Source organism: Nissabacter sp. SGAir0207 (genome assembly GCF_005491205.1).
Lineage (GTDB): Bacteria > Pseudomonadota > Gammaproteobacteria > Enterobacterales > Enterobacteriaceae > Chimaeribacter.
This window is the reverse complement of sequence record NZ_CP028035.1, coordinates 369,278-390,936: the sequence shown is the minus strand read 5'-3', so window position 1 is coordinate 390,936 and position 21,659 is coordinate 369,278. Positions and strand designations below refer to the sequence as shown.

The 21,659-nt window shown below is 61.0% G+C and carries 21 protein-coding genes and 1 tRNA gene; 14 read left to right on the top strand and 8 right to left on the bottom strand.

All coding sequences use genetic code 11. The features are described 5' to 3' along the window. The first annotated feature begins 126 nt into the window (after positions 1-126). A complete protein-coding gene (asd, locus tag C1N62_RS01770) occupies positions 127-1,011 on the top strand; it encodes an archaetidylserine decarboxylase (protein WP_137762009.1) in 885 nt (294 codons plus the stop codon). A gap of 59 nt (positions 1,012-1,070) precedes the next feature. Further along, positions 1,071-4,367 carry a miniconductance mechanosensitive channel MscM gene (gene mscM / locus C1N62_RS01765; protein ID WP_240775755.1) on the top strand — a complete coding sequence of 1,099 codons (3,297 nt, stop codon included), beginning with the start codon at positions 1,071-1,073 and terminating at the stop codon, positions 4,365-4,367. A 41-nt stretch (positions 4,368-4,408) separates the two neighbouring features. On the opposite strand, the gene epmA is transcribed toward mscM, so the two are convergent. After that, entirely contained in the window at positions 4,409-5,386 is a 978-nt protein-coding gene (epmA, locus tag C1N62_RS01760; protein WP_137762007.1) for an elongation factor P--(R)-beta-lysine ligase, read from the bottom strand. 254 nt (positions 5,387-5,640) lie between these two features. Between epmA and frdA the strand changes: the two genes are divergently transcribed. The 5 genes from frdA (at position 5,641) to blc (ending at position 9,557) form a co-directional block, all read left to right on the top strand. After that, positions 5,641-7,428, top strand: coding sequence for a fumarate reductase (quinol) flavoprotein subunit (gene frdA, locus C1N62_RS01755; protein ID WP_137762006.1), 1,788 nt, complete (start codon positions 5,641-5,643; stop codon positions 7,426-7,428). After that, positions 7,421-8,146, top strand: a complete 726-nt coding sequence (locus tag C1N62_RS01750) for a succinate dehydrogenase/fumarate reductase iron-sulfur subunit (protein WP_137762005.1) — start codon at positions 7,421-7,423, stop codon at positions 8,144-8,146. Before frdA ends, C1N62_RS01750 begins: the two co-directional genes overlap by 8 nt. A gap of 11 nt (positions 8,147-8,157) precedes the next feature. After that, the gene (frdC, locus tag C1N62_RS01745) at positions 8,158-8,550 is read left to right on the top strand and encodes a fumarate reductase subunit FrdC (RefSeq protein WP_137764874.1); all 393 of its coding nucleotides are present in this window, start codon (positions 8,158-8,160) and stop codon (positions 8,548-8,550) included. A 12-nt stretch (positions 8,551-8,562) separates the two neighbouring features. Beyond that, positions 8,563-8,922 (top strand): fumarate reductase subunit FrdD, encoded by a 360-nt coding sequence (gene frdD, locus C1N62_RS01740; protein ID WP_137762004.1) that lies wholly within the window; start codon positions 8,563-8,565, stop codon positions 8,920-8,922. A 110-nt stretch (positions 8,923-9,032) separates the two neighbouring features. Continuing rightward, positions 9,033-9,557 (top strand): outer membrane lipoprotein Blc, encoded by a 525-nt coding sequence (gene blc, locus C1N62_RS01735; RefSeq protein WP_137762003.1) that lies wholly within the window; start codon positions 9,033-9,035, stop codon positions 9,555-9,557. A gap of 47 nt (positions 9,558-9,604) precedes the next feature. Here blc and C1N62_RS01730 read toward each other — a convergent pair whose 3' ends face one another. The 3 genes from C1N62_RS01730 to efp form a co-directional block, all read right to left on the bottom strand. Then, positions 9,605-9,736 carry an entericidin A/B family lipoprotein gene (locus C1N62_RS01730; protein ID WP_137762002.1) on the bottom strand — a complete coding sequence of 44 codons (132 nt, stop codon included), beginning with the start codon at positions 9,734-9,736 and terminating at the stop codon, positions 9,605-9,607. Positions 9,737-9,838: 102 nt separating this feature from the next. Continuing rightward, the gene (locus C1N62_RS01725) at positions 9,839-9,970 is read right to left on the bottom strand and encodes an entericidin A/B family lipoprotein (RefSeq protein ID WP_137762001.1); all 132 of its coding nucleotides are present in this window, start codon (positions 9,968-9,970) and stop codon (positions 9,839-9,841) included. 50 nt (positions 9,971-10,020) lie between these two features. Further along, entirely contained in the window at positions 10,021-10,587 is a 567-nt protein-coding gene (efp, locus tag C1N62_RS01720) for an elongation factor P (protein ID WP_137762000.1), read from the bottom strand. Between the two features lie 43 nt (positions 10,588-10,630). Here efp and epmB point away from each other — a divergent pair, with 43 nt between their 5' ends. Next, on the top strand, positions 10,631-11,659 hold the full coding sequence (epmB, locus tag C1N62_RS01715; protein ID WP_137761999.1) for an EF-P beta-lysylation protein EpmB: 1,029 nt from the start codon (positions 10,631-10,633) through the stop codon (positions 11,657-11,659). A 53-nt stretch (positions 11,660-11,712) separates the two neighbouring features. Here epmB and C1N62_RS01710 read toward each other — a convergent pair whose 3' ends face one another. The 4 genes from C1N62_RS01710 to C1N62_RS01695 all read right to left on the bottom strand — a co-directional run bounded on the left by C1N62_RS01710 (position 11,713) and on the right by C1N62_RS01695 (position 15,005). Further along, positions 11,713-12,057 (bottom strand): DUF4156 domain-containing protein, encoded by a 345-nt coding sequence (locus C1N62_RS01710; RefSeq protein WP_137761998.1) that lies wholly within the window; start codon positions 12,055-12,057, stop codon positions 11,713-11,715. Between the two features lie 247 nt (positions 12,058-12,304). Beyond that, positions 12,305-13,954 carry a chaperonin GroEL gene (gene groL, locus C1N62_RS01705; RefSeq protein WP_137761997.1) on the bottom strand — a complete coding sequence of 550 codons (1,650 nt, stop codon included), beginning with the start codon at positions 13,952-13,954 and terminating at the stop codon, positions 12,305-12,307. 45 nt (positions 13,955-13,999) lie between these two features. After that, positions 14,000-14,293 carry a co-chaperone GroES gene (locus tag C1N62_RS01700; protein WP_137761996.1) on the bottom strand — a complete coding sequence of 98 codons (294 nt, stop codon included), beginning with the start codon at positions 14,291-14,293 and terminating at the stop codon, positions 14,000-14,002. 238 nt (positions 14,294-14,531) lie between these two features. Further along, positions 14,532-15,005 carry an FxsA family protein gene (locus C1N62_RS01695; RefSeq protein ID WP_137761995.1) on the bottom strand — a complete coding sequence of 158 codons (474 nt, stop codon included), beginning with the start codon at positions 15,003-15,005 and terminating at the stop codon, positions 14,532-14,534. Positions 15,006-15,359: 354 nt separating this feature from the next. On the opposite strand from C1N62_RS01695, the gene aspA reads away from it, so the two are divergent. The 6 genes from aspA (at position 15,360) to C1N62_RS01665 (ending at position 21,217) form a co-directional block, all read left to right on the top strand. Then, the gene (gene aspA / locus C1N62_RS01690; RefSeq protein ID WP_137761994.1) at positions 15,360-16,796 is read left to right on the top strand and encodes an aspartate ammonia-lyase; all 1,437 of its coding nucleotides are present in this window, start codon (positions 15,360-15,362) and stop codon (positions 16,794-16,796) included. Positions 16,797-16,929: 133 nt separating this feature from the next. After that, on the top strand, positions 16,930-18,246 hold the full coding sequence (locus C1N62_RS01685; RefSeq protein WP_137761993.1) for an anaerobic C4-dicarboxylate transporter: 1,317 nt from the start codon (positions 16,930-16,932) through the stop codon (positions 18,244-18,246). Between the two features lie 122 nt (positions 18,247-18,368). After that, positions 18,369-18,695: a divalent cation tolerance protein CutA gene (gene cutA / locus C1N62_RS01680; protein ID WP_137761992.1), complete on the top strand. Its 327-nt coding sequence runs from the start codon at positions 18,369-18,371 to the stop codon at positions 18,693-18,695. Beyond that, positions 18,668-20,383: a protein-disulfide reductase DsbD gene (locus C1N62_RS01675; protein WP_137761991.1), complete on the top strand. Its 1,716-nt coding sequence runs from the start codon at positions 18,668-18,670 to the stop codon at positions 20,381-20,383. The genes cutA and C1N62_RS01675 overlap by 28 nt, the downstream gene beginning before the upstream one ends. A 41-nt stretch (positions 20,384-20,424) precedes the next feature. Beyond that, positions 20,425-21,000 carry a transcriptional regulator gene (locus tag C1N62_RS01670; RefSeq protein ID WP_137761990.1) on the top strand — a complete coding sequence of 192 codons (576 nt, stop codon included), beginning with the start codon at positions 20,425-20,427 and terminating at the stop codon, positions 20,998-21,000. Between the two features lie 141 nt (positions 21,001-21,141). Further along, a tRNA-Phe gene (locus tag C1N62_RS01665) sits at positions 21,142-21,217 on the top strand. Positions 21,218-21,659: the final 442 nt, after the last annotated feature.

Below are 21,659 nucleotides of genomic sequence, written 5' to 3'. Positions count from 1 at the left end.
CCGCCGCTGTGACAGGGCGGCGCGCCAACGTCTGTTCACCAGACAAATATTGAACAACATGCCCTGCGCCGCTACAATGCGCGCCCTTTAATCCCAAGGCATGTCACATCCTATTGAGAGGCATCTGTGCTGGACCGTATCAAAATCAAATTACAGTACCTTCTTCCCAAACAGTGGCTTACGCGCCTGGCTGGTTGGGGGGCTGACAAACAGGCTGGCGCGCTGACGCAGCTGGTCATTAATCTGTTTGTCCGTCACTACAAGGTGAACATGCAGGAAGCGCAGCAGCCGCAGATTTCGGCCTACCGCTCCTTCAACGAATTCTTCGTGCGCCCGCTGCGTGATGGCGCGCGTCCGGTGGTGGCCCTGCCGCAGCAGATCTGCCTGCCTGCCGATGGCGTCATCAGCCAGCTGGGGCCAATCGACAATGGCCAGATTTTCCAGGCCAAGGGCCACTACTACAGCCTGGAAGCGCTGCTGGCTGGCAACCACATGCTGGCCTCTGAGTTCCAGGATGGCCTGTTCGCCACCACCTACCTGGCGCCGCGCGACTACCACCGTGTGCACATGCCGTGTGACGGTACGCTGCGCGAGATGATCTACGTGCCCGGCGACCTCTTCTCGGTGAACCCGCTGACTGCCGCCAACGTGCCGAACCTGTTCGCGCGCAATGAGCGCGTCATCTGCATTTTCGACACCGAGTTTGGGCCGATGGCGCAAATTCTGGTGGGCGCAACCATCGTCGGTAGCATCGAAACCGTCTGGGCTGGCACCATCACCCCGCCGCGTCCGGGCATCATCCAGCGCTGGACTTACGCGCCGCAGGGCATTGAAGGTGCCGTGACGCTGGAGAAAGGTCAGGAGATGGGCCGCTTCGCGCTGGGTTCCACCGTGATCAACCTGTTCCCGGCCGGCAAGTTGCGCCTGGAGCCGCAGTTGGCCAACGGCAGTGTGACCCGCATGGGCGCGCCATTCGCGGAGATCCTCTCTGCCCCGGTACAGCCTACGTAACACTGAAGGAATCTGCTGTGCGCCTCTTTGCTGCCCTGCTGCTCGGCCTGCTTGTTTCCATGCCGCTCTACGCGGCGTCCGCACCCGACAAAGGGCAGCTCGAGCAAGAGCTGAAGCAGGCGGAGTCCAATAAAACCGCGCCTAATCAGGCGGACATCGTGGCGGCGCTGCAAAGCGCCCTCAACTGGCTTAGCGAGGCGCAAGCCTCGGCTGACCGCGCCGCCCAATACCAGAAAACCATTGATGATTTCCCGCAGCTGACCCAGACCCTGCGCCAACAACTGGCGGAGGAGAGCGAAAAGCCGCTGGAGATCAACCAGAACCAGCCTGCCGCCGACCTTGAGCAGCAGATCCTCCAGGTCAGCAGCCAGCTGCTCGACCAGAGCCGCCAGTTGCAACAGGAGCAGGACGCTTCCCGCGACATCAGCGACTCCCTCAACCAGATCCCGCAACAGCAGTCTGAGGCCCGCCGGGTACTGAGTACCATCGACAGCCAGCTCCAGACGCAGAGCACGCCAACCACGCCCCTGGCGCAGGCGCAGCTCTACGCGTTGCAGGCGGAGGCCGCGGCCCGCAAGGCCAAGGTGGATGAGCTGGAGCTGGCGCAACTCTCCGCCAGCAACCGCCAGGAGCTGTCGCGCATCCGTTCCGAGCTGTACAAACACCGCCACGACCGGCTGGACGTCCAGTTGCAGAGCCTGCGTAACGCGCTCAACAACCAGCGCCAGCGTGAGGCAGAGCAAGCGCTGGAGCGCACCGAGATGCTGGCGGAGCAGAGCGGTGACCTGCCGCACGTCATCAATGCCCAGTTGCAGAGCAACCGCGAGCTGTCGGTGGCGCTGAATGAGCAGGCGCAGCGGATGGATCTCATCTCCTCGCAGCAGCGTCAGGCGGCCGCCCAGACGTTGCAGGTGCGTCAGGCGCTCAGCACCATCAAAGAGCAGGCGCAGTGGCTTGGCTCCTCCAACGTGCTGGGCGAGACCCTGCGCGCGCAGGTCTCCCGCCTGCCGGAGATGCCCAAGCCCCAGCAGCTTGACCGCGACATGGCGCAGCTGCGGGTGCAGCGGCTGCACTATGAGGATCTGCTGAACCGTCAGTCGCAACTGCGGCAGGGCAAGCAGGATGACGGCAGCGCGCTGTCGGCCTCGCAGCAGCGCATCATGGACGCGCAGTTGCGCACCCAGCGCGATCTGCTCAACTCCCTGCTCTCCGGCTGTGACAGCCTGATTCTGGAGCTGACCAAGCTGAAGGTCGCCAACAGCCAGCTGGTGGATGCCCTGAATGAGATCAAGGACGCCGCGCACCGCTACCTGTTCTGGGTGGCGGACGTCAGCCCGATTGGCTTCGCCTACCCGGTGCAGGTGGCGCACGACCTGACGCGCCTGCTGTCGCTGGACACGCTGGCGCAACTGGGCGGGGCCTTCCTGATGATGGTCACCAGCCGCGAGACGCTGGTGCCTATCTTTGGGGCGCTGATTCTGGTGATTATCAGTATCAGTTCACGCCGCCACTTCTCGGCGTTTTTGGAGCGCTCCAGCAGCCGCGTCGGCAAGGTGACGCAGGATCAGTTCCGGCTGACGCTGCGTACGGTGTTCTGGTCAATTTTGGTGGCCCTGCCGCTGCCGGTGCTGTGGGCCGCCCTCGGCTATGGGCTGCGCAACGCCTGGCCCTACCCGATGGCGGTGGCGATAGGCGATGGCGTCACCGCCACCCTGCCGCTGCTGTGGGCCTTTATGATCAGCGCCACCTTTGCGCGCTCACGCGGGCTGTTCATCACCCACTTTGGCTGGCCGCAGCGCAGCGTCAGCCGGGCGATGCGCTACTACGCCATGTCGGTCTGGCTGATCGTCCCGCTGATCATGATGGTGATCACCTTCGATAACCTCAACGATCGCGAGTTCGCCTCCTCGCTGGGGCGGCTCTGCTTCATCCTGATCTGCGTGGCGCTAAGCATTGTCACCAACAGCCTGAAGCGCGCTGGCATCCCGCTCTACCTCAATAAAGATGGCTCCGGCGACAACGTCTGGAACAGCGCGCTGTGGTGGTTCTTCCTCTCCGCGCCGCTGGTGGCGGCACTGGCCGCGGCCATCGGCTATCTGGCGACCGCGCAGGCACTGCTGGCGCGGCTGGAGACCTCCGCCGCCATCTGGTTCCTGCTGCTGATCGTCTACCACATCATTCGCCGCGGTATGCTGATCCAGCGCCGGCGCATCGCCTTTGACCGGGCGAAGCAGCGCCGCGCCGAGATCCTGGCGCAGCGCGCGCGTGGTGAGGAGGAGCCGGCCCACGCCAACAGCAGCGAGGGCACCATTGAGATCGACGAACCGGTGGTGGATCTGGATGCGATCAGCGCCCAGTCACTGCGGCTGGTACGATCGCTGCTGACGCTGATCGCGCTGCTCTCGGTGATCTTCCTCTGGTCGGAGATCCATTCCGCCTTTGGCTTCCTGGAAAACATCCACCTGTGGGACGTCACGGAGACGGTGCAGGGGGTGGAGAGCGTCCAGCCGATCACCTTGGGATCGGTGCTGATCGCCATTCTGGTGCTGATCATTACCACCCAACTGGTGCGTAACCTGCCGGCCCTGCTGGAGCTGGCGCTGCTCCAGCACCTGGATCTGACCCCCGGCACTGGCTACGCCATCCTGACCATCACCAAATATGTGCTGCTGTTCTTCGGCGGGCTGACCGGCTTCTCGATGCTCGGCATCGAGTGGTCGAAATTGCAGTGGCTGGTGGCCGCACTGGGTGTGGGGCTGGGCTTTGGCTTGCAAGAGATCTTCGCCAACTTTATCTCTGGCCTGATCATCCTGTTTGAGAAGCCGATCCGCATTGGCGATACGGTGACGATCCGCAACCTGACCGGCAGCGTCACCAAGATCAACACCCGCGCCACCACCATCGCCGACTGGGATCGCAAAGAGATCATCGTGCCGAACAAGGCGTTCATTACCGAGCAGTTCATCAACTGGTCGCTTTCGGACTCCGTGACGCGTGTGGTGCTCTCCGTGCCCGCGCCGGCAGAGGCCAGCACCGAGGAGGTGACCAACCTGCTGCTCAGCGCGGCACGGCGTTGCAGTCTGGTGCTGGATAACCCGGAGCCGGAGGTCTATCTGGTGGATATCCAGCAGGGCATCCAGCTGTTTGAGATGCGTATGCACGCTGGCGAGATGGCGCACCGTATGCCGCTGCGCCATGAGATCCACCAGCTGATTCTGGCGGCGTTCCGTGAGCATGGCATCACCCTGCCCTTCCCGCCCTTCCAGGTGCGTATGGAGACCATGACCCGCAGCCAGCAGGGAGGCACGACGATCAGTTCCGTCAGCCGCCCAACGCGCACGCCGGGCGATCTCTGACCATAAAAAAGGGGCTGAAGATTCAGCCCCTTTTTTCATCTTTACGCCCGCTCTACCGAGAAGGCGATCACCTCGCTCAGGCGCTCCGCGCCCAGCGCCAGCATCACCAACCGATCCACGCCGAGCGCCACACCGGCACAATCCGGCATCCCGTGACTCAGGGCATCCAGCAGGTTCTGGTCGATTGGGTGCGCGGGCAGGCCACGCGCGGCGCGGCGGCGATTATCCTGCTCAAAGCGCTGGCGCTGCTCGTTGCTGTCGGTCAGCTCGCGGAAGCCGTTGGCCAGCTCCATCCCCTTGTAGTAGACCTCAAAACGCTCCGCCACCCGATGATCCTCGGTGCTGATCTCCGCCAACGCCGCTTGGCTGGCCGGGAAGTGGTAGACAAAGGCCGGGCGATCGATGCCGATGTGCGGCTCCACGCCAAAGGTGAACAGCATCTGCAACAGGGTATCGCGATCCTCTTCGGTGTCGGCGATGTTGCTCAGATCCAACTTTTTCGCCGCCTCACGCAGTTGCGCCTTGTCCGCAGAGAGCGGATCCACGTCCAGGTGGCGGGTAAAAGCCTGCTGGTAGGAGAGCGACTCCGCGCTCTGGCAGTCCAGCACCTGTTGCAACAGGTCATCCACCTCATTCATCAGGCGGTACATGTCATAGTGCGGGCGATACCACTCCAGCATGGTGAACTCTGGATTGTGGTGACGGCCAGACTCCTCATTGCGGAAACTGCGGCACAGCTGGTAGATCGGGCCACTGCCCGCCGCCAGCAGGCGCTTCATGTGGTATTCCGGGCTGGTCATCAGGTAGAGCGTCAGGCCATCAGCGGCGCCCGGCCCCACGAAGTGGGTCTGGAAAGGCACCAGGTGGATGTCCGTCACTGTGGCCTGGCTCATTGCTGGGGTCTCAACCTCCAGCACGCCACGATCGCCAAAGAAGCGCCGGATTTCCGCCATTATGGTTGCGCGTTTCAACAAATTGGCGATGGGGGCGCTTGGTTGCCAGCTTGCCGTTTCGCTCATGGTCATTCACTCCAAAATCAAAAAGGGGTGCAGTCTACCTGTAACCGCGGCGGCAAACAATTGCTGCTTTTTGCGCCGCCCGCAGAGTGGGGCAAACCCTCGATCGTATCAACATTTACCCTACTTGCTTTCGATATACTCACATTCCCCTACGAATAGTAGGCCAACCCGTTGCCAGCAAGGCCCGCCTTGTGTGGGTGCTCCCGCACCGGTCGGGCGGCAGCGGCTGTTTTCAAGCCTGAAGGAGGAGTGCCGTGCAAACCTTTTATGCCGATTTGGCCATCATCGGTGCCGGCGGGGCGGGGTTACGCGCCGCAATCGCCGCAGCCGAGGCCAATCCGGCCCTGACGATTGCCCTGATATCCAAAGTGTATCCCATGCGCAGCCATACGGTGGCGGCGGAGGGCGGCTCCGCGGCGGTGACCCAGTCCCATGACGCGCTGGAGTACCACTTCCATGACACGGTTGCTGGCGGCGACTGGCTGTGCGAGCAGGATGTGGTGGCGGAGTTTGTCCGGCGCTGCCCACAGGAGATGACCCAGCTGGAGCTGTGGGGCTGCCCCTGGAGCCGCAAGCCGGATGGCAGCATCAACGTGCGCCGCTTCGGCGGCATGAAGATTGAGCGCACCTGGTTCGCCGCCGACAAGACCGGCTTCCACATGCTGCACACGCTGTTCCAGACTTCGCTGAAGTACCCGCAGATCCGCCGCTTCGACGAGCACTATGTGCTCGACCTGCTGGTGGATGACGGGGAGGCGCGCGGGCTGGTGGCGATCAACATCATGGAGGGGAGCCGGGTGCAGATCCGCGCCAACGCGGTGGTGATGGCCACGGGCGGTGCCGGCCGGGTCTACCGCTACAACACCAATGGCGGCATCGTCACCGGTGACGGCATGGGCATGGCCTATCGCCACGGCGTACCGTTGCGTGACATGGAGTTCGTGCAGTACCACCCCACCGGCCTGCCCGGCTCCGGCATCCTGATGACCGAGGGCTGCCGCGGCGAGGGCGGTGTGCTGGTCAATAAGGATGGCTACCGCTACTTGCAGGATTACGGCATGGGGCCGGAGACGCCACTGGGCGAGCCGAAGAACAAATATATGGAGCTTGGCCCGCGCGACAAGGTGTCGCAAGCGTTCTGGCATGAGTGGCGCGCTGGCCGCACCATCTCCACGCCGCGTGGCGAGGTGGTTCACCTTGACCTGCGCCACCTGGGCGAGAAAAAGCTGCTGGAGCGGCTGCCCTTTATCTGCGAACTGGCGAAAGCCTACGTCGGTGTCGATCCGGTGAAGGAGCCGATCCCGGTGCGCCCTACCGCGCACTACACCATGGGCGGCATCGAAACCAATGGCCAGTGCGAAACCCGCCTGCGTGGGCTGTTCGCGGTGGGCGAGTGCTCCTCCGTGGGCCTGCATGGCGCCAACCGGCTCGGTTCCAACTCGCTGGCGGAACTGGTGGTCTTTGGCCGTATTGCCGGCGAGCAGGCGGCGCTACGCGCGGCTGAGAGCGCCCCTGCCCCGCAGCAGGCGCTGGAGAGCCAGGCCCGTGACATTGAGAAGCGGCTGGTGCAACGCATGAACCAACAGGGCGGCGAGCGCTGGGGGGCGCTGCGTGATGAGATGGGCATGGCGATGGAGGAGGGGTGCGGCATCTACCGTACCGAGGCGCTGATGCAGAAGACCGTCGATAAGCTGGCGGAATTGAAGGAGCGCAGCCAGCGCATCGCCATCACCGACAAGGGCAGCGTCTTCAATACCGACCTGCTCTATACGCTGGAGCTGATGCACGGGCTGGAGGTGGCCGAATGCATGGCGCACTCCGCGCTGGCCCGCCGTGAGTCGCGCGGCGCGCACCAGCGGCTTGACCCTGGCTGTACGGAGCGTGACGACGTGAACTTCCTGAAACACACCCTCGCCTTCGCCACCCCCGGCGGTACGCCGCGCATTGACTACAGCGAGGTGAAGATTACCACCCTGCCGCCAGCCAAACGGGTCTATGGCGCAGCGTCTGAAAACCCGGCAGAGGAGCAGACCCATGGCTGAGATGATCCTGACGATCGTGCGCTATAACCCCGAGATCGATACCGCGCCGCACCCGGAGCCATACCGGGTGCCTTACGATGAGCAGACCTCGCTGCTGGATGCCCTCGGCTACATCAAAGATCACCTTGCGCCGGATCTGGCCTACCGCTGGTCGTGCCGGATGGCGATCTGCGGCTCCTGCGGCATGATGGTCAACCGCGTGCCGAAACTGGCCTGCAAAACCTTCCTGCGCGACTACCCACAGGGCATGGAGGTGGAGGCGCTCGGCAACTTCCCGATCGAGCGCGATCTGGTGGTCGACATGACGCACTTCATCGAGAGCCTGGAGGCGATCAAGCCCTACATCCTCGGCAATGCGCGCCAGCCCGAAGAGGGGCCTAACCGGCAAACCCCGGCGCAGATGGCGAAATACCACCAGTTCGCTGGCTGCATCAACTGCGGGCTGTGCTACGCCGCCTGCCCCCAGTTCGGCCTGAACCCGGAGTTCATTGGCCCGGCGGCCATCACCCTCGCCCACCGCTACAACCTCGACAGCCGCGATCACGGCAAGGCCGCGCGGATGCCGCAACTCAGCGGGGAGAACGGCGTCTGGCGCTGCACATTCGTCGGTTACTGTTCAGATGTCTGCCCGAAACAGGTAGACCCGGCCGCCGCCATCCAGCAGGGCAAGGTGGAGAGCAGCAAGGATTTCATGATTGCCATGCTGAAGCCGCGATAAGGAGAGCCATGATGACCACCCAACGCAAACCCTATGTCCGCCCGGTGACACCTGACTGGTGGCAACGGCTGGCATTCTACCGCTTCTACATGCTGCGCGAGGCCACTGCCCTGCCCGCCGTCTGGTTCAGTTTGCTGCTGATCCACGGCATCTACCGGCTGAAGGCCGGGCCAGAGGGGTGGGCCGCGTTTGTCCAGCTGCTGCAAAACCCGCTGGTGATGGTGCTCAACCTGATCGCGCTGGCGGCGGCGCTGCTGCACAGCAAAACCTGGTTTGAGCTGGCGCCGAAGGCCGCCACCCTGATCGTGAAAGGGGAGAAACTGAAACCGGCCCCGCTGGTCGCCCTGCTGTGGGGCGTGATGGTGGTGCTGTCGCTGGCGATTCTGTTGCTGGCGCTCTATTAAGAGGGGGAGAACCTGATGAACCAACAACCGAAACGCTCTGATGAGCCGCCGTTCTGGGCGCTGTTTGGTGCCGGCGGCATGTGGACGGCGCTGGTGGCGCCCGCCGTGATCCTGCTGCTCGGCGTGCTGCTACCGTTGGGTTGGGCACCAGACGGGGCATTCAGCTACGCGCGCGTGCTGGCCTTTAGCCAGAGCTGGCTGGGGCGGATATTCCTGTTCCTGATGGCGGCGCTGCCGCTGTGGTGCGGGCTGCATCGCCTGCACCACATGACCCACGATCTCAAGCTGCACATCCCGGCGGGCAAGTGGCTGTTCTATGGACTGGCCGCCATTTTGACCATCGTCAGCGCCATCGGCCTGCTGGCGCTCTGAGCGCACTATCACTGACAGCGGCCCTGCGGGGCCGTTTTTATTTGGCGGCTTGCCTCTTATTCATTTTTATTACCTACACTTAAGGCAGATGGATGAGAAAAGGAAAGGCTATGCATCTTTGGTCAAAACTCGGCGTCATGATGACCGCGCTATTTTCGGTAGCATGTAGCGTGAAGCCGCCACCGGATGTGAAAGTGGTAGAGAACTTTGAACTGCCGCGCTACCTCGGCACCTGGTATGAAATCGCCCGCATGGATCATGGGTTCGAGCGTGGGCTGGATCATGTCACCGCCAACTACAGCACCCGTCAGGATGGCGGCATCAAGGTGATCAACCGCGGCTACAATCCCAAAAAGAAAACCTGGCAGGAGAGTGAGGGCAAAGGCTATTTTCTGGGGACACCGGTGCGTGCGGCACTCAAGGTCTCCTTCTTCGGCCCCTTCTATGGTGGCTATAACGTGATAGAGCTGGACCGTAACTACCAGTACGCGCTGGTCTGCGGCCCGAACAAGAAGTACCTGTGGATTTTGTCACGCACGCCGATTTTGGATGAGGTGGCGAAAAGCCGGTTGCTGGAGACTGCCAAACGCTATGGCTTTGATACCAGCAAATTGATTTGGGTTAACCAGTCCTGAGAAAAATCAGGTACGGCCACAGAGACAGCGTGTCCGTACCCTTCCTATTACTGAGCAGTACGCTGGATTGCCTCGCCGCCGGCTTCAACATCTTGCCCCACCCCACGCGTCGTATTGCACGCTGTCAGTGAAGAGAGAAACGCCAGGGACAGCACCACCAAAAGAGTTTTCTTCAACATAAAAATATCCTTCTTCTACAGGGAAGTGTGCTCATGCCCCTTTAGTGTAGCCAAGAAAAGAAAACATGCGGAAAACAACAGGATATTTTTTAAGCGGACAAATCAGCTGGCGATATGGGAGATGGCGCTGCCAAGGTGCTGGATATCTTCACCCATGCCGCGGGCGGTGTTGCAGCCGGTCAGGGCAGTGAGCATCAGCAGGAACAGGGCAAGGCGCTGGATTTTATTCAGCATGGTAGGGATCCAAAATTGCCGCTGCAACGGGCGTCGCAGCGGCAGGGGCATTACTTCACGCGGGAGACGTATTCGCCAGAGCGGGTGTCAACTTTGATCACTTCACCCAGCTGGACGAACAGCGGTACTTTCACCACGGCGCCAGTGGACAGGGTAGCCGGCTTGCCGCCAGTCCCTGCGGTGTCGCCCTTCAGGCCCGGATCGGTATCCACGATCTCCAGCTCAACGAAGTTCGGCGGGGTCACGGAGATCGGCTGGCCGTTCCACAGGGTCACGATGCACTCAGCCTGATCCAGCAGCCATTTGGTGCTGTCGCCTACGGCTTTCGCGTCTGCAGCCAGCTGCTCGAAGGTTTCGTTGTTCATGAAGTGCCAGAACTCACCGTCGTTGTAGAGGTAAGTCAGGTTCATGTCGACCACGTCTGCGCCTTCGGCGGAGTCAGTGGATTTGAAGGTTTTCTCAACACGGGTGCCGGTCAGCAGACGACGCATTTTAACACGCGCAAACGCCTGGCCCTTGCCCGGTTTGACGAACTCGCTGGATTCGACAGCGTAAGGCTCGCCTTCGAACATGATTTTAAGACCGGCACGGAAATCGTTGCTAGAATAAGTCGCCATAGTGGCCCTCTGAATAATGTAAACTGGTAGCTTAGCCAAAAAAATGGCACATATTATAACCCAAGACACGGCGGTTAGAGAAGATTGGTTGCAGCAACTCGCCGATGTTATTACTGACCCGGATGAACTGTTAACCCTGCTCGGCCTTGAACACCATCCGGAGCTGCAGGCGGGACGTGATGCCCGTCGCCTCTTCCCCTTGCGCGTACCCCGCGCCTTTGCCGCCCGGATGCAACCCGGCGATCCGACGGATCCCCTGTTGATCCAGGTATTGACTGCCCAGCAAGAGTTTGTCGCCGCACCCGGTTTTACCACCGATCCGCTGGAAGAGCAGCAGAGCGTGGTGCCCGGTTTGCTGCACAAGTACCGCAACCGCGCGCTGTTGCTGGTCAAGGGCGGCTGTGCGGTCAACTGCCGCTACTGCTTCCGCCGCCACTTCCCCTATCAGGATAACCAAGGCAACCGGGCCAACTGGTCCAGGGCGTTGGAGTATATCCGTCTGCATGAAGAATTGGATGAAATAATTTTCTCCGGCGGCGATCCGCTGATGGCCAAAGACCACGAACTGGATTGGCTGATCGGTGAGCTGGAGGCAATTCCGCACCTGAAACGGCTGCGCATCCATAGCCGCTTGCCGGTGGTAATCCCTGCCCGCATCACGCCGGCGTTCTGCCAGCGGCTGTCCAGCTCCCGCTTGCAGGTGCTGATGGTGACCCACATCAACCACCCGCAGGAGATCGATGACGCCCTGCGTCAGAGTATGGCGCAATTGAAGCGCGCTGGCGTGACGCTGCTAAACCAGAGCGTGCTGCTGCGCGGTGTCAATGATGACGCGGAGATCCTGGCACAGTTGAGCAACGCCCTGTTTGACGCGGGCATTTTGCCTTACTACCTGCATGTGCTGGATAAGGTACAGGGTGCGGCGCACTTTATGGTGGGGGATGATGAGGCGCGGGCGCTGGTGAAGGCGCTGCTGACCAAGGTCTCCGGCTATATGGTGCCGAAGCTGGCGCGGGAAGTGGGCGGCGAGCCGAGCAAAACGCCGCTCGATCTCTACCTGAAGCAAGCCTGACGGCCCAAGGAGGGCGAGGGAGACCTCGCCACCGGGCACTGCTTGCCTGCCTGTCAGGGGCAGTGGTAGACCTGACCCACCATTTTGCTGTCTTTCGGCACGAAGCTGGACCAGAAATCCTCACTCGGGCTGGTGGCGCCATAAATGACGTTACCGCCCATCTCCGCCGCTTTGTTGCGCAGGTCATTGGCCGCGCCGCGCATGGAACTGCCATCGCCACCGGTGCCAGAGAACCAGTTGCTCTGCGAGCCGGTCACCTCACCCACCAGCCGGCAGCTGCTGCTCGGTTGGCTGTCGGTAAATTTGACCTGCTGGCCAGCCGAACTCAATTGGTGGGTACTGCTGCAACCCGCCAGCAGCAAGGCTGCTGAAAGACCAAGAAAGACGTTAATCCGCATCTTTTTCCCCATATAGTTAAGACTCTCGCCGACCTTACCAGCCGGGGCGCCGTGCCGGTTAGGCATCCGCTGCCCTGACGATAGGCTGCGCGCAGGTAGTCTACAGTTTATACGTTAATTCAGCGAGACTATGATAGATATATAGCAGCAACAATCAATTAGTTGCGAATTAATGCGCAGATAAATAAAAACCCCCAGCCAAGGCCGGGGGTTTCGCTACAGACTGTGGGGGACAGTCAGGGACGGATTACATCATGCCGCCCATGCCACCCATGCCGCCCATACCTGCGGCGCCCATGTCTGCTTTCTCTTCTTTCGGCAGCTCGGTCACCATGCACTCGGTGGTGATCATCAGGCCAGCAACGGAAGAGGCGTACTGCAGAGCAGAACGGGTCACTTTGGTCGGATCCAGGATACCCATACCGATCATGTCGCCGTACTCTTCAGTGGCCGCGTTGTAACCGAAGTTACCTTCACCGGCTTTCACCTGGTTAGCCACAACGGACGGCTCTTCACCGGCGTTGGAGACGATCTGACGCAGCGGGGACTCCATCGCGCGCAGCGCAACACGGATACCCACGTTCTGGTCTTCGTTGTCGCCTTTCAGGCCGCTCTGAGCGATGGCATTCGCCACACGCACCAGCGCCACGCCACCACCCGCTACCACGCCTTCCTCTACCGCAGCACGGGTTGCGTGCAGGGCATCTTCAACGCGGGCTTTCTTCTCTTTCATCTCAACTTCAGTTGCTGCGCCCACTTTGATGACAGCGACGCCGCCAGCCAGTTTAGCCACACGCTCCTGCAGTTTTTCGCGATCGTAGTCAGAAGTCGCTTCTTCGATCTGCTGACGGATCTGGGTTACGCGGCCCTGAATGGTCTCTTCGTCACCCACGCCATCGATGATGGTGGTGGTGTCTTTGTTGATGACCACACGTTTAGCCTGACCCAGGTCTTCCAGCGTCGCTTTTTCCAGCTCCAGACCGATCTCTTCAGAGATAACGGTACCGGCAGTCAGGGTAGCGATGTCTTGCAGCATGGCTTTACGACGGTCGCCGAAGCCCGGTGCTTTCACCGCAGCCACTTTCACGATGCCGCGCATGGTGTTAACCACCAGGGTCGCCAGCGCTTCGCCTTCCACATCTTCCGCGATGATCAGCAGCGGTTTGCCGGCTTTCGCCACGGCTTCCAGCACTGGCAGCATTTCACGGATGTTGGAGATCTTCTTGTCAGCCAGCAGGATGAACGGGCTTTCCAGCTCAACAGAACCGGTTTCCGGCTTGTTGATGAAGTAAGGGGAGAGGTAACCGCGGTCGAACTGCATACCTTCAACCACGTCCAGCTCGTCTTGCAGGCCAGTACCTTCTTCAACGGTGATCACGCCCTCTTTGCCGACTTTTTCCATCGCTTCGGCAATCAGTTTGCCCACGGTGTCGTCGGAGTTGGCGGAGATGGTACCTACCTGAGCGATCGCTTTGGAATCAGAGCACGGAACGGAGAGTTTTTTCAGCTCTTCAACAGCGGAGATGACCGCCTTGTCGATGCCGCGCTTCAGATCCATCGGGTTCATGCCAGCGGCAACGGCTTTCAGGCCTTCAGTAATGATGGACTGTGCCAGAACGGTGGCGGTGGTGGTGCCGTCGCCCGCAGCGTCGTTCGCTTTGGAGGCCACTTCTTTCACCATCTGTGCGCCCATGTTTTCGAACTTGTCTTCCAGTTCGATTTCACGTGCAACGGATACGCCGTCTTTGGTGATGGTCGGTGCGCCGAAGGATTTGTCCAGCACTACGTTACGGCCTTTCGGGCCCAGGGTAACTTTTACCGCATCAGCCAGCACATTAACGCCGCGCAGCATTTTTACACGAGCGTCATTACCGAATTTTACGTCTTTAGCTGCCATTTTACTTTCCCTTAAATTCGTTCAGTTCAGTGATTTGCGCGTGAATTACGCTTCAACAATCGCCAGAATGTCGCTTTCAGACATGATCAACACTTCTTCATTGTCGATCTTCTCGGCTTTCACGCCGTAGCCGTCGTTGAAAATAACGATGTCGCCAACTTTCACATCCAGCGGCTTAATCTCGCCGTTTTCCAGGATGCGACCATTGCCCACAGCCAGCACTTCGCCACGGGTAGATTTGCCCGCCGCAGAGCCGGTCAGAACGATGCCGCCAGCAGATTTAGACTCGACTTCTTTACGCTTGACGATAACGCGGTCATGCAATGGACGAATTTTCATTGATAGCTCTCCTTTGAGAAGGTCCATATCTGATTCAGGATAAGAGATGCCGGGGTATGCCTCCGGCCTCGTGGTTTTCTAGATGGGGGGCATTCACGCCCCCTTCAAGGGACAGAGCCAAAAAAATTTTTCGTTCTTGCCCTGCCCCGCAAAATTGGTGGGCCGCCTTAGGCCAGCCCGCACTCTAACGCGCCGGGGCGGACGCCGCCACCCCAGCCTGGCCTTTTCAGCTTTCGCCCTACTTGTCGTCTTTCTCGCGGTCGGTGTGGCCCAAGCGCTCGTGGTACTCATCCTTGCGCTGGTATTCACCCTCAAAGGTCGCGCCGCCACCCTGCCCGGCGCGGAAACCACTGCGGCTAAAGGTGAGGTGCGGCAACAGTTTGAGCGTCAGGTGTTTTTGCACCGGCGGCAACAGCAGCAGCAGGCCGAGGAAGTCAGTAAAGAAACCGGGCAGCAGCAGCAGGAAGCCCGCCAGCAGCAGCGACACGCTCTTGACCATCTCTGCCGCCGGGCTTTCGCCCAGCGCCAGCTTTTGCTGGATCTGCATCAGGGTCTTCATCCCCTCATTGCGCACCAGCGAAATCCCAACGCCGGAGGTGAAGATCACCAGCAGCAGGGTAAGGAAGACGCCCAGCACATGGGCAACCTGGATAAACAGCGATATTTCGATGTAGGCCAGCAGAAATATCACCAATAACGGTAACAGACGCACCGCACTCTCCTTTCAGCAAACGCGCTGGCATGTTGGTCGCCAACGCGTAAAAATGGGGGCCAGGCTGCCACGCAACCGGGCTGACTACCTTGAGATGGTGCTGCCAGCGGGAGAATTCAACCGTACCGGTGACTTTTCTTCTGGCCGGGCGGGAAGTGTGAACTCCTTCACAGATATACAACTGGGCGGGATGGATTGCGTGGGGAGTGAGCCGCGCACGTGCATTTCTTGAAAAGCAGCATATGATCGTGCCCGCCAGCGGGGCGGTGGTTTATCCTGTGGCGCAGGCACGATTCAGCTCAAAGACTACTATTTATTCAGTCATCCATTTACGGCATCAAACAAGAAGGTTCTATGTCTAACACTATTCGTATCGAAGAAGATCTGCTGGGCACCCGTGAAGTGCCGGCAGAGGCTTACTATGGGATCCATACCCTGCGTGCGATTGAAAACTTCTACATCAGCAATACCAAAATCAGCGACGTCCCGGAGTTCGTGCGCGGCATGGTGATGGTGAAGAAAGCGGCTGCGCTGGCAAACAAAGAACTGAAAACCATCCCACGCAAGATCGCCGATGTCATTATCCTGGCCTGTGATGAGGTGCTGAATAAAGGCAAGTGCATGGATCAGTTCCCGGTGGACGTGTTCCAGGGCGGCGCGGGCACCTCCCTCAACATGAACACCAACGAGGTGCTGGCCAACATCGGTCTGGAGCTGATGGGGCACCAGAAGGGCGAGTACCAGTACCTGAACCCGAACGATCACCTGAATAAGTGCCAGTCCACCAACGACGCCTACCCGACCGGCTTCCGCATCGCGGTTTATGCCTCGATCCTGAAGCTGGTTGATGCCATTGGCCAGCTGGGCGAGGGCTTTGAGCGCAAATCCAAAGAGTTCGAAACCATCCTGAAGATGGGCCGCACCCAGTTGCAGGACGCGGTGCCGATGACCCTCGGCCAGGAGTTCCATGCCTTTAACGTGCTGCTGGCGGAAGAGACCAAAAACCTGCTGCGCACCGGCGAACTGCTGCTGGAGGTGAACCTCGGCGCAACCGCCATCGGTACCCGCCTCAACACGCCAGAGGGCTACCAGCCGCTGGCGGTGAAGTACCTGGCCGAGGTGAGCAACCTGCCCTGCGTGCCGGCAGAAGACCTGATTGAGGCCACCTCCGACTGCGGCGCCTACGTGATGGTGCACAGTTCGCTGAAGCGGCTGGCGGTGAAACTCTCTAAAATCTGCAACGACTTGCGCCTGCTCTCCTCCGGCCCGCGCGCGGGCCTGAATGAGATCAACCTGCCGGAGTTGCAGGCTGGCTCCTCCATCATGCCCGCCAAGGTTAACCCGGTGGTGCCAGAGGTGGTGAATCAGGTCTGCTTCAAGGTGATCGGCAATGACACCTGCGTCACCATGGCCTCCGAGGCGGGCCAGCTGCAACTGAACGTGATGGAGCCGGTAATTGGGCAGGCAATGTTTGAGTCGATCCACATCCTGACCAATGCCTGCTATAACCTGCTGGAGAAGTGCGTCAACGGCATTACCGCCAACAAAGCGGTGTGCGAATCCTACGTATTCAACTCCATCGGCATCGTCACCTACCTCAACCCGTTCATCGGCCACCACAATGGCGACATCGTCGGCAAGATCTGTGCGGAGACCGGCAAGAGCGTGCGCGAAGTGGTGCTGGAGCGCGGTTTGCTGACCGAGGCGGAGCTGGACGACATCTTCTCGGTGCAGAACCTGATGTTCCCGGCCTATAAAGCCAAACGCTATACCGATGAAAATGAACAGTAAACCTGTTCCGACCTGATTTCAGGGCACGTTATTCCCACGGATAACGTGCCCTTTTCTTTTGGTACTCACAAAATAATAACAATACGTTTTCATTTTTCACTAAGGAGCGCGCTATAAGCGCGAGAGCAGAACCATGTTGATACTCGAATTTGTCATTGTGCTGCTGGCCATTTTCCTCGGCGCCCGTCTGGGCGGCATCGGGATTGGCTTTGCAGGTGGGCTGGGGGTGCTGGCGCTGGCGCTGGTGGGCGTCAAGCCCGGTTCCATCCCCTTTGATGTCATCTCCATCATTATGGCCGTGATCGCGGCCATCTCCGCGATGCAGGTGGCGGGCGGGATGGACTATCTGGTGCACCAGACCGAGAAGCTGCTGCGGCGCAACCCGCGCTACATCACCCTGTTGGCGCCGGTGGTCACCTACTTCCTGACGCTGTTTGCTGGCACCGGCAACATCTCGCTGTCGGCGCTGCCGGTGATTGCCGAGGTGGCGAAAGAGCAGGGCATCCGCCCCTGCCGCCCGCTCTCCACCGCCGTCGTGGCGGCGCAGATTGGCATCACTGCCTCACCTATCTCGGCGGCGGTGGTCTTTATGGCCTCGGCGATGGAGCCGCACGGTATCAGCTACCTGACGCTGCTCGGCGTGATGATCCCGGCCACGCTGGCGGGGGTGCTGGTGATGTCGCTGCTGGTGAGCTGGCTGTTCAATGCCCGGCTCTCGGATGACCCGGTCTACCAGCAGCGGCTGGCGGAGGGTCTGGTGACACTGCGAGGCAGCCATAGCCTGACCATCCCGCCGCGCGCGGCGCACTCGGTGCTGCTGTTCCTGCTCGGCGTGCTGGCGGTGGTGCTCTACGCCATCTATAACAGCAACGGCGTCCATTTGGCGCTGTTCGGCACCCCGGCGCAGCCGTTGACCACCACCACCAACGCCATCCTGATCATCATGCTGAGCGTCGCGACGCTGATCACCCTGGCCTGCCGCATTGATACCGCCGCCATTCTTAACGCCAGTACCTTCAAGGCTGGCATGAGCGCCAGCATCTGTATCCTCGGCGTTGCCTGGCTGGGCGATACCTTTGTGCAGGACAACCTGACGTGGATTAAAGATACGGCCGGTAGCGTCATCCAGTCCCACCCCTGGTTGCTGGCGGTGATCTTCTTCTTCTGCTCCGCCCTGCTCTATTCGCAGGCGGCCACCGCCAAAGCGCTGATGCCGATGGCGATGGCGCTGGGAGTCGCGCCGCTGACCGCGCTGGCCTCCTTCCCGGCGGTCTCTGGCCTGTTTATCCTGCCGACCTACCCGACGCTGGTGGCGGCGGTGCAGATGGATGACACCGGCACCACCCGCATCGGGCGCTTTGTCTTCAACCACCCCTTCTTTATCCCCGGTACGCTGGGCGTGACGCTCTCGGTCATCTTCAGCTTCGCGATCGGCGGCCTGCTGCTCTGACGGCTTACGCGGGCAGCGCTGGCTGCCCGCGGTAAAATCCACCGCCCCGCCTTCAAGCCCCCGACGCTTCGCGCTATAGTCTCTGCTCCTGCTGTTTCATCCCTACCCCACGCGAGGCCCTGATGACTGAACCCACCGCGATTGTCGTGCTCTGTACCGCACCGGACGAAGGGAGCGCGCAAGGTCTGGCCGCCGTCGCCCTCGGCGAGAAGCTGGCCGCCTGCGTGACCGTGCTGCCCGGCGCCAGTTCGATGTACTACTGGGAGGGCAAGCTTGAACAGGAGTATGAGGTGCAGATGCTGATCAAGAGCGACAGCGCGCACCAAGAGGCGCTGCTCGCCTGCCTAAAACAACACCACCCCTACCAGACACCGGAACTGCTGGTGCTACCGGTTCGCGACGGAGACAAAGATTACCTCTCATGGATTACCGCATCATTAAAGCCATAATCTGGGCGGGCAGCCTGCTGCTGCTCCCTTTGGCTGCGCACGCCTCACTCTTTTCGCAGCCCGCTTCCCAGCAATTCGTGCCGCCCGATCAGGCGTTCGCCTTTGATTTCTCCCAGCGCGGCGCGCAACTGACGCTCAACTGGCAGATCAAGCCCGGTTACTACCTCTATCGCCAGCAGATCCAGTGGACGGCCGATAACGCTACCCTCGGGTCAGTGACGCTGCCGGAGGGGCTGTCGCATAAGGATGAGTTTTTCGGCATTGCCGAAATCTATAAGGATGCGTTGTCTGTGGCGCTGCCGATTGACCGCGCCGCGCCGGGCAGCCAGCTGAAGGTGACCTATCAGGGCTGTGCCGAGGCGGGGTTCTGCTACCCGCCAGAGACCAAAATCGTGCCGCTGACGGCGGTTACGCCGGGCGAAACAGCGCCGGCCGCCGCGCCGCCGGTGGCGGTTCCTGACGCCCCGCCCGCCTCGCTGCCCTTCTCGCCACTCTGGGCGCTGCTGATTGGCATTGGCGTTGCCTTCACCCCCTGCGTGCTGCCGATGTATCCGCTCATTTCCGGCCTAATCCTTGGGCGTGAACAACGCCAACGCAGTGGCCGCATCTTCTGGCTGGCGCTGGCCTACGTGCAAGGGATGGCGCTGACCTACACCCTACTGGGGCTGGTGGTGGCTGCCGCCGGCCTCTCCTTCCAGGCGGCGCTGCAAAGCCCGGCGGTGCTGGTGGGCCTGTCGGTGCTGTTTGTGCTGCTGGCGCTGTCGATGTTCGGCCTGTTCACCCTGCAACTGCCCTCCGCCCTCCAGACCCGGCTGGCGCTGTGGAGCAACCACCAGCGCGGCGGCTCGCTGCCCGGCGTGTTTGCGATGGGCGCACTGGCCGGGCTGATCTGCTCCCCCTGCACCACCGCGCCGCTGAGCGCCATCCTGCTCTACATCGCCCAGAGCGGCAATCTGCTGGCTGGCGGTGGCACGCTCTATCTCTACGCGCTGGGCATGGGGCTGCCGCTGATGGCGGTGACGCTGTTCGGCAACCGCCTGTTGCCACGCAGCGGGCCGTGGATGCAGCATGTGAAAGAAGCGTTCGGCTTTGTGATTCTGGCGCTGCCGGTGTTCCTGCTGGAGCGGATCGTGGGCGACACCTGGGGAGAACGGCTCTGGAGCCTGCTCGGCATCGCCTTCTTCGGTTGGGCGTTCCTGCTGAGCCTGAAGGGCACACGGCGCGGCATCCGGCCGCTGCAACTGCTGCTGTTGGCCGCCGCGCTGGTAGTGGCGCGCCCGGTGCAGGAGTGGGCCTTCCCCTCCCCGACCGCCGCGGCCCAATCGCCCGCGCTGGCGTTCCAACCGATCCGCAGCCGGGCAGAGCTGGCGCAGGCGCTGCAACAGGCGCACGGCCAGCGCGTGATGCTTGATCTCTACGCCGACTGGTGCGTAGCCTGCAAAGAGTTTGAGAAGTACACCTTCAGCCAGCCGGAGGCGCAGCGTGCGCTGGCGGACACCGTGCTGTTGCAGGCGGATGTCACCGCCAATACGCCGGAGCAGCAGGCCCTGCTGCGCGAGCTGAAGGTGCTGGGCCTGCCGACCATCCTGCTATTCAATCGCCAGGGTGAGGAGCAGACCGCCCTGCGCATTACTGGGTTTATGGATGCGCCGGCCTTCACGGCGCATTTGCAGAAACGGGATCAGTAAACGACACTACTTGTCTGAACGGGAAATGGGAGAACGCCAACGTGCAACGTGAACAAGTGCTGAACCATGCATTAACGCTCCTGGAGCAGCGCGGATTGGCCACCACCACCGTGGAGATGGTGGCCACGGCGTCGGGCAGTTCAGTGGGAGAGTTAAGCCGCTTCTGGCCGGATCGCGAGGCGCTGCTCTATGACTGCCTGCGCCACCACGGCCAACAGATTGATGCCTGGCGGCGGCAACTGCTGCTTGATGAGACGCTGTCGCCGCAACAGAAGTTGCTGGCGCGCTACAAGGTGCTCGGTGAGTATGTGGAGCAGCAACGCTACCCCGGCTGCCTGTTTATCGCCGCCTGTAGCTTCTTCCCGGATACGGAGCACCCGGTGCACCAGCTGGCGGAGCAGCAAAAGCGCGCCTCCTATGACTACACATTGGCGCTGCTGCAGGAGATGGACGCCGATGACGCGCCGATGGTGGCCGAGCAAATGGAGCTGATTCTGGAGGGGTGCCTGAGTAAATTGCTGATAAAACATCAGGCCCACGACGTCGCGGTGGCATTGCGGCTGGCAGAGGATGTTTTGCAGGTCGCGCAATGCCGGAAATATGGTGCTCTGGCCTGACGGCCGCCCGATGAAAAGCGGCGCTCATCCGCCCTCACCGAGGGATATTGATGGAAAAGAGAGCAGTCGAATCATTTGCAGGGAGAAATATGCATAAAGCCGTTGACGGCATCCAGCCAATACGGTTTAATGCGCCCCGTTGCCCGGATAGCTCAGTCGGTAGAGCAGGGGATTGAAAATCCCCGTGTCCTTGGTTCGATTCCGAGTCCGGGCACCACTTATTCAGAAAACCCGCCTTATGGCGGGTTTTTGCTTTTCTGCGTCCGGACTCTTCATCGAACTGCGTTCGATTCACTCGCCGCTTCCTGCGGCTTGCCCTGCGGGCAGCGCTAACGCGCTGTGCAAAACGCTCCCGGCGTTTTGTCCGAGTCCGGGCACCACTTATTCAGAAAACCCGCCTTATGGCGGGTTTTTGCTTTTCTGGCATCCGGACTCTCCATCGAACTGCGTTCGATTCACTCGCCGCCTCCTGCGGCTCGCCCTGCGGGCAGCGCTAACGCGCTGTGCAAAACGCTCCCGGCGTTTTGTCCGAGTCCGGGCACCGCTTATTCAGAAAACCCGCCTTATGGCGGGTTTTTGCTTTTCTGCGTCTGGACTCTTCATCGAACTGCGTTCGATTCACTCGCCGCCTCCTGCGGCTCGCCCTACGGGCAGCGCTA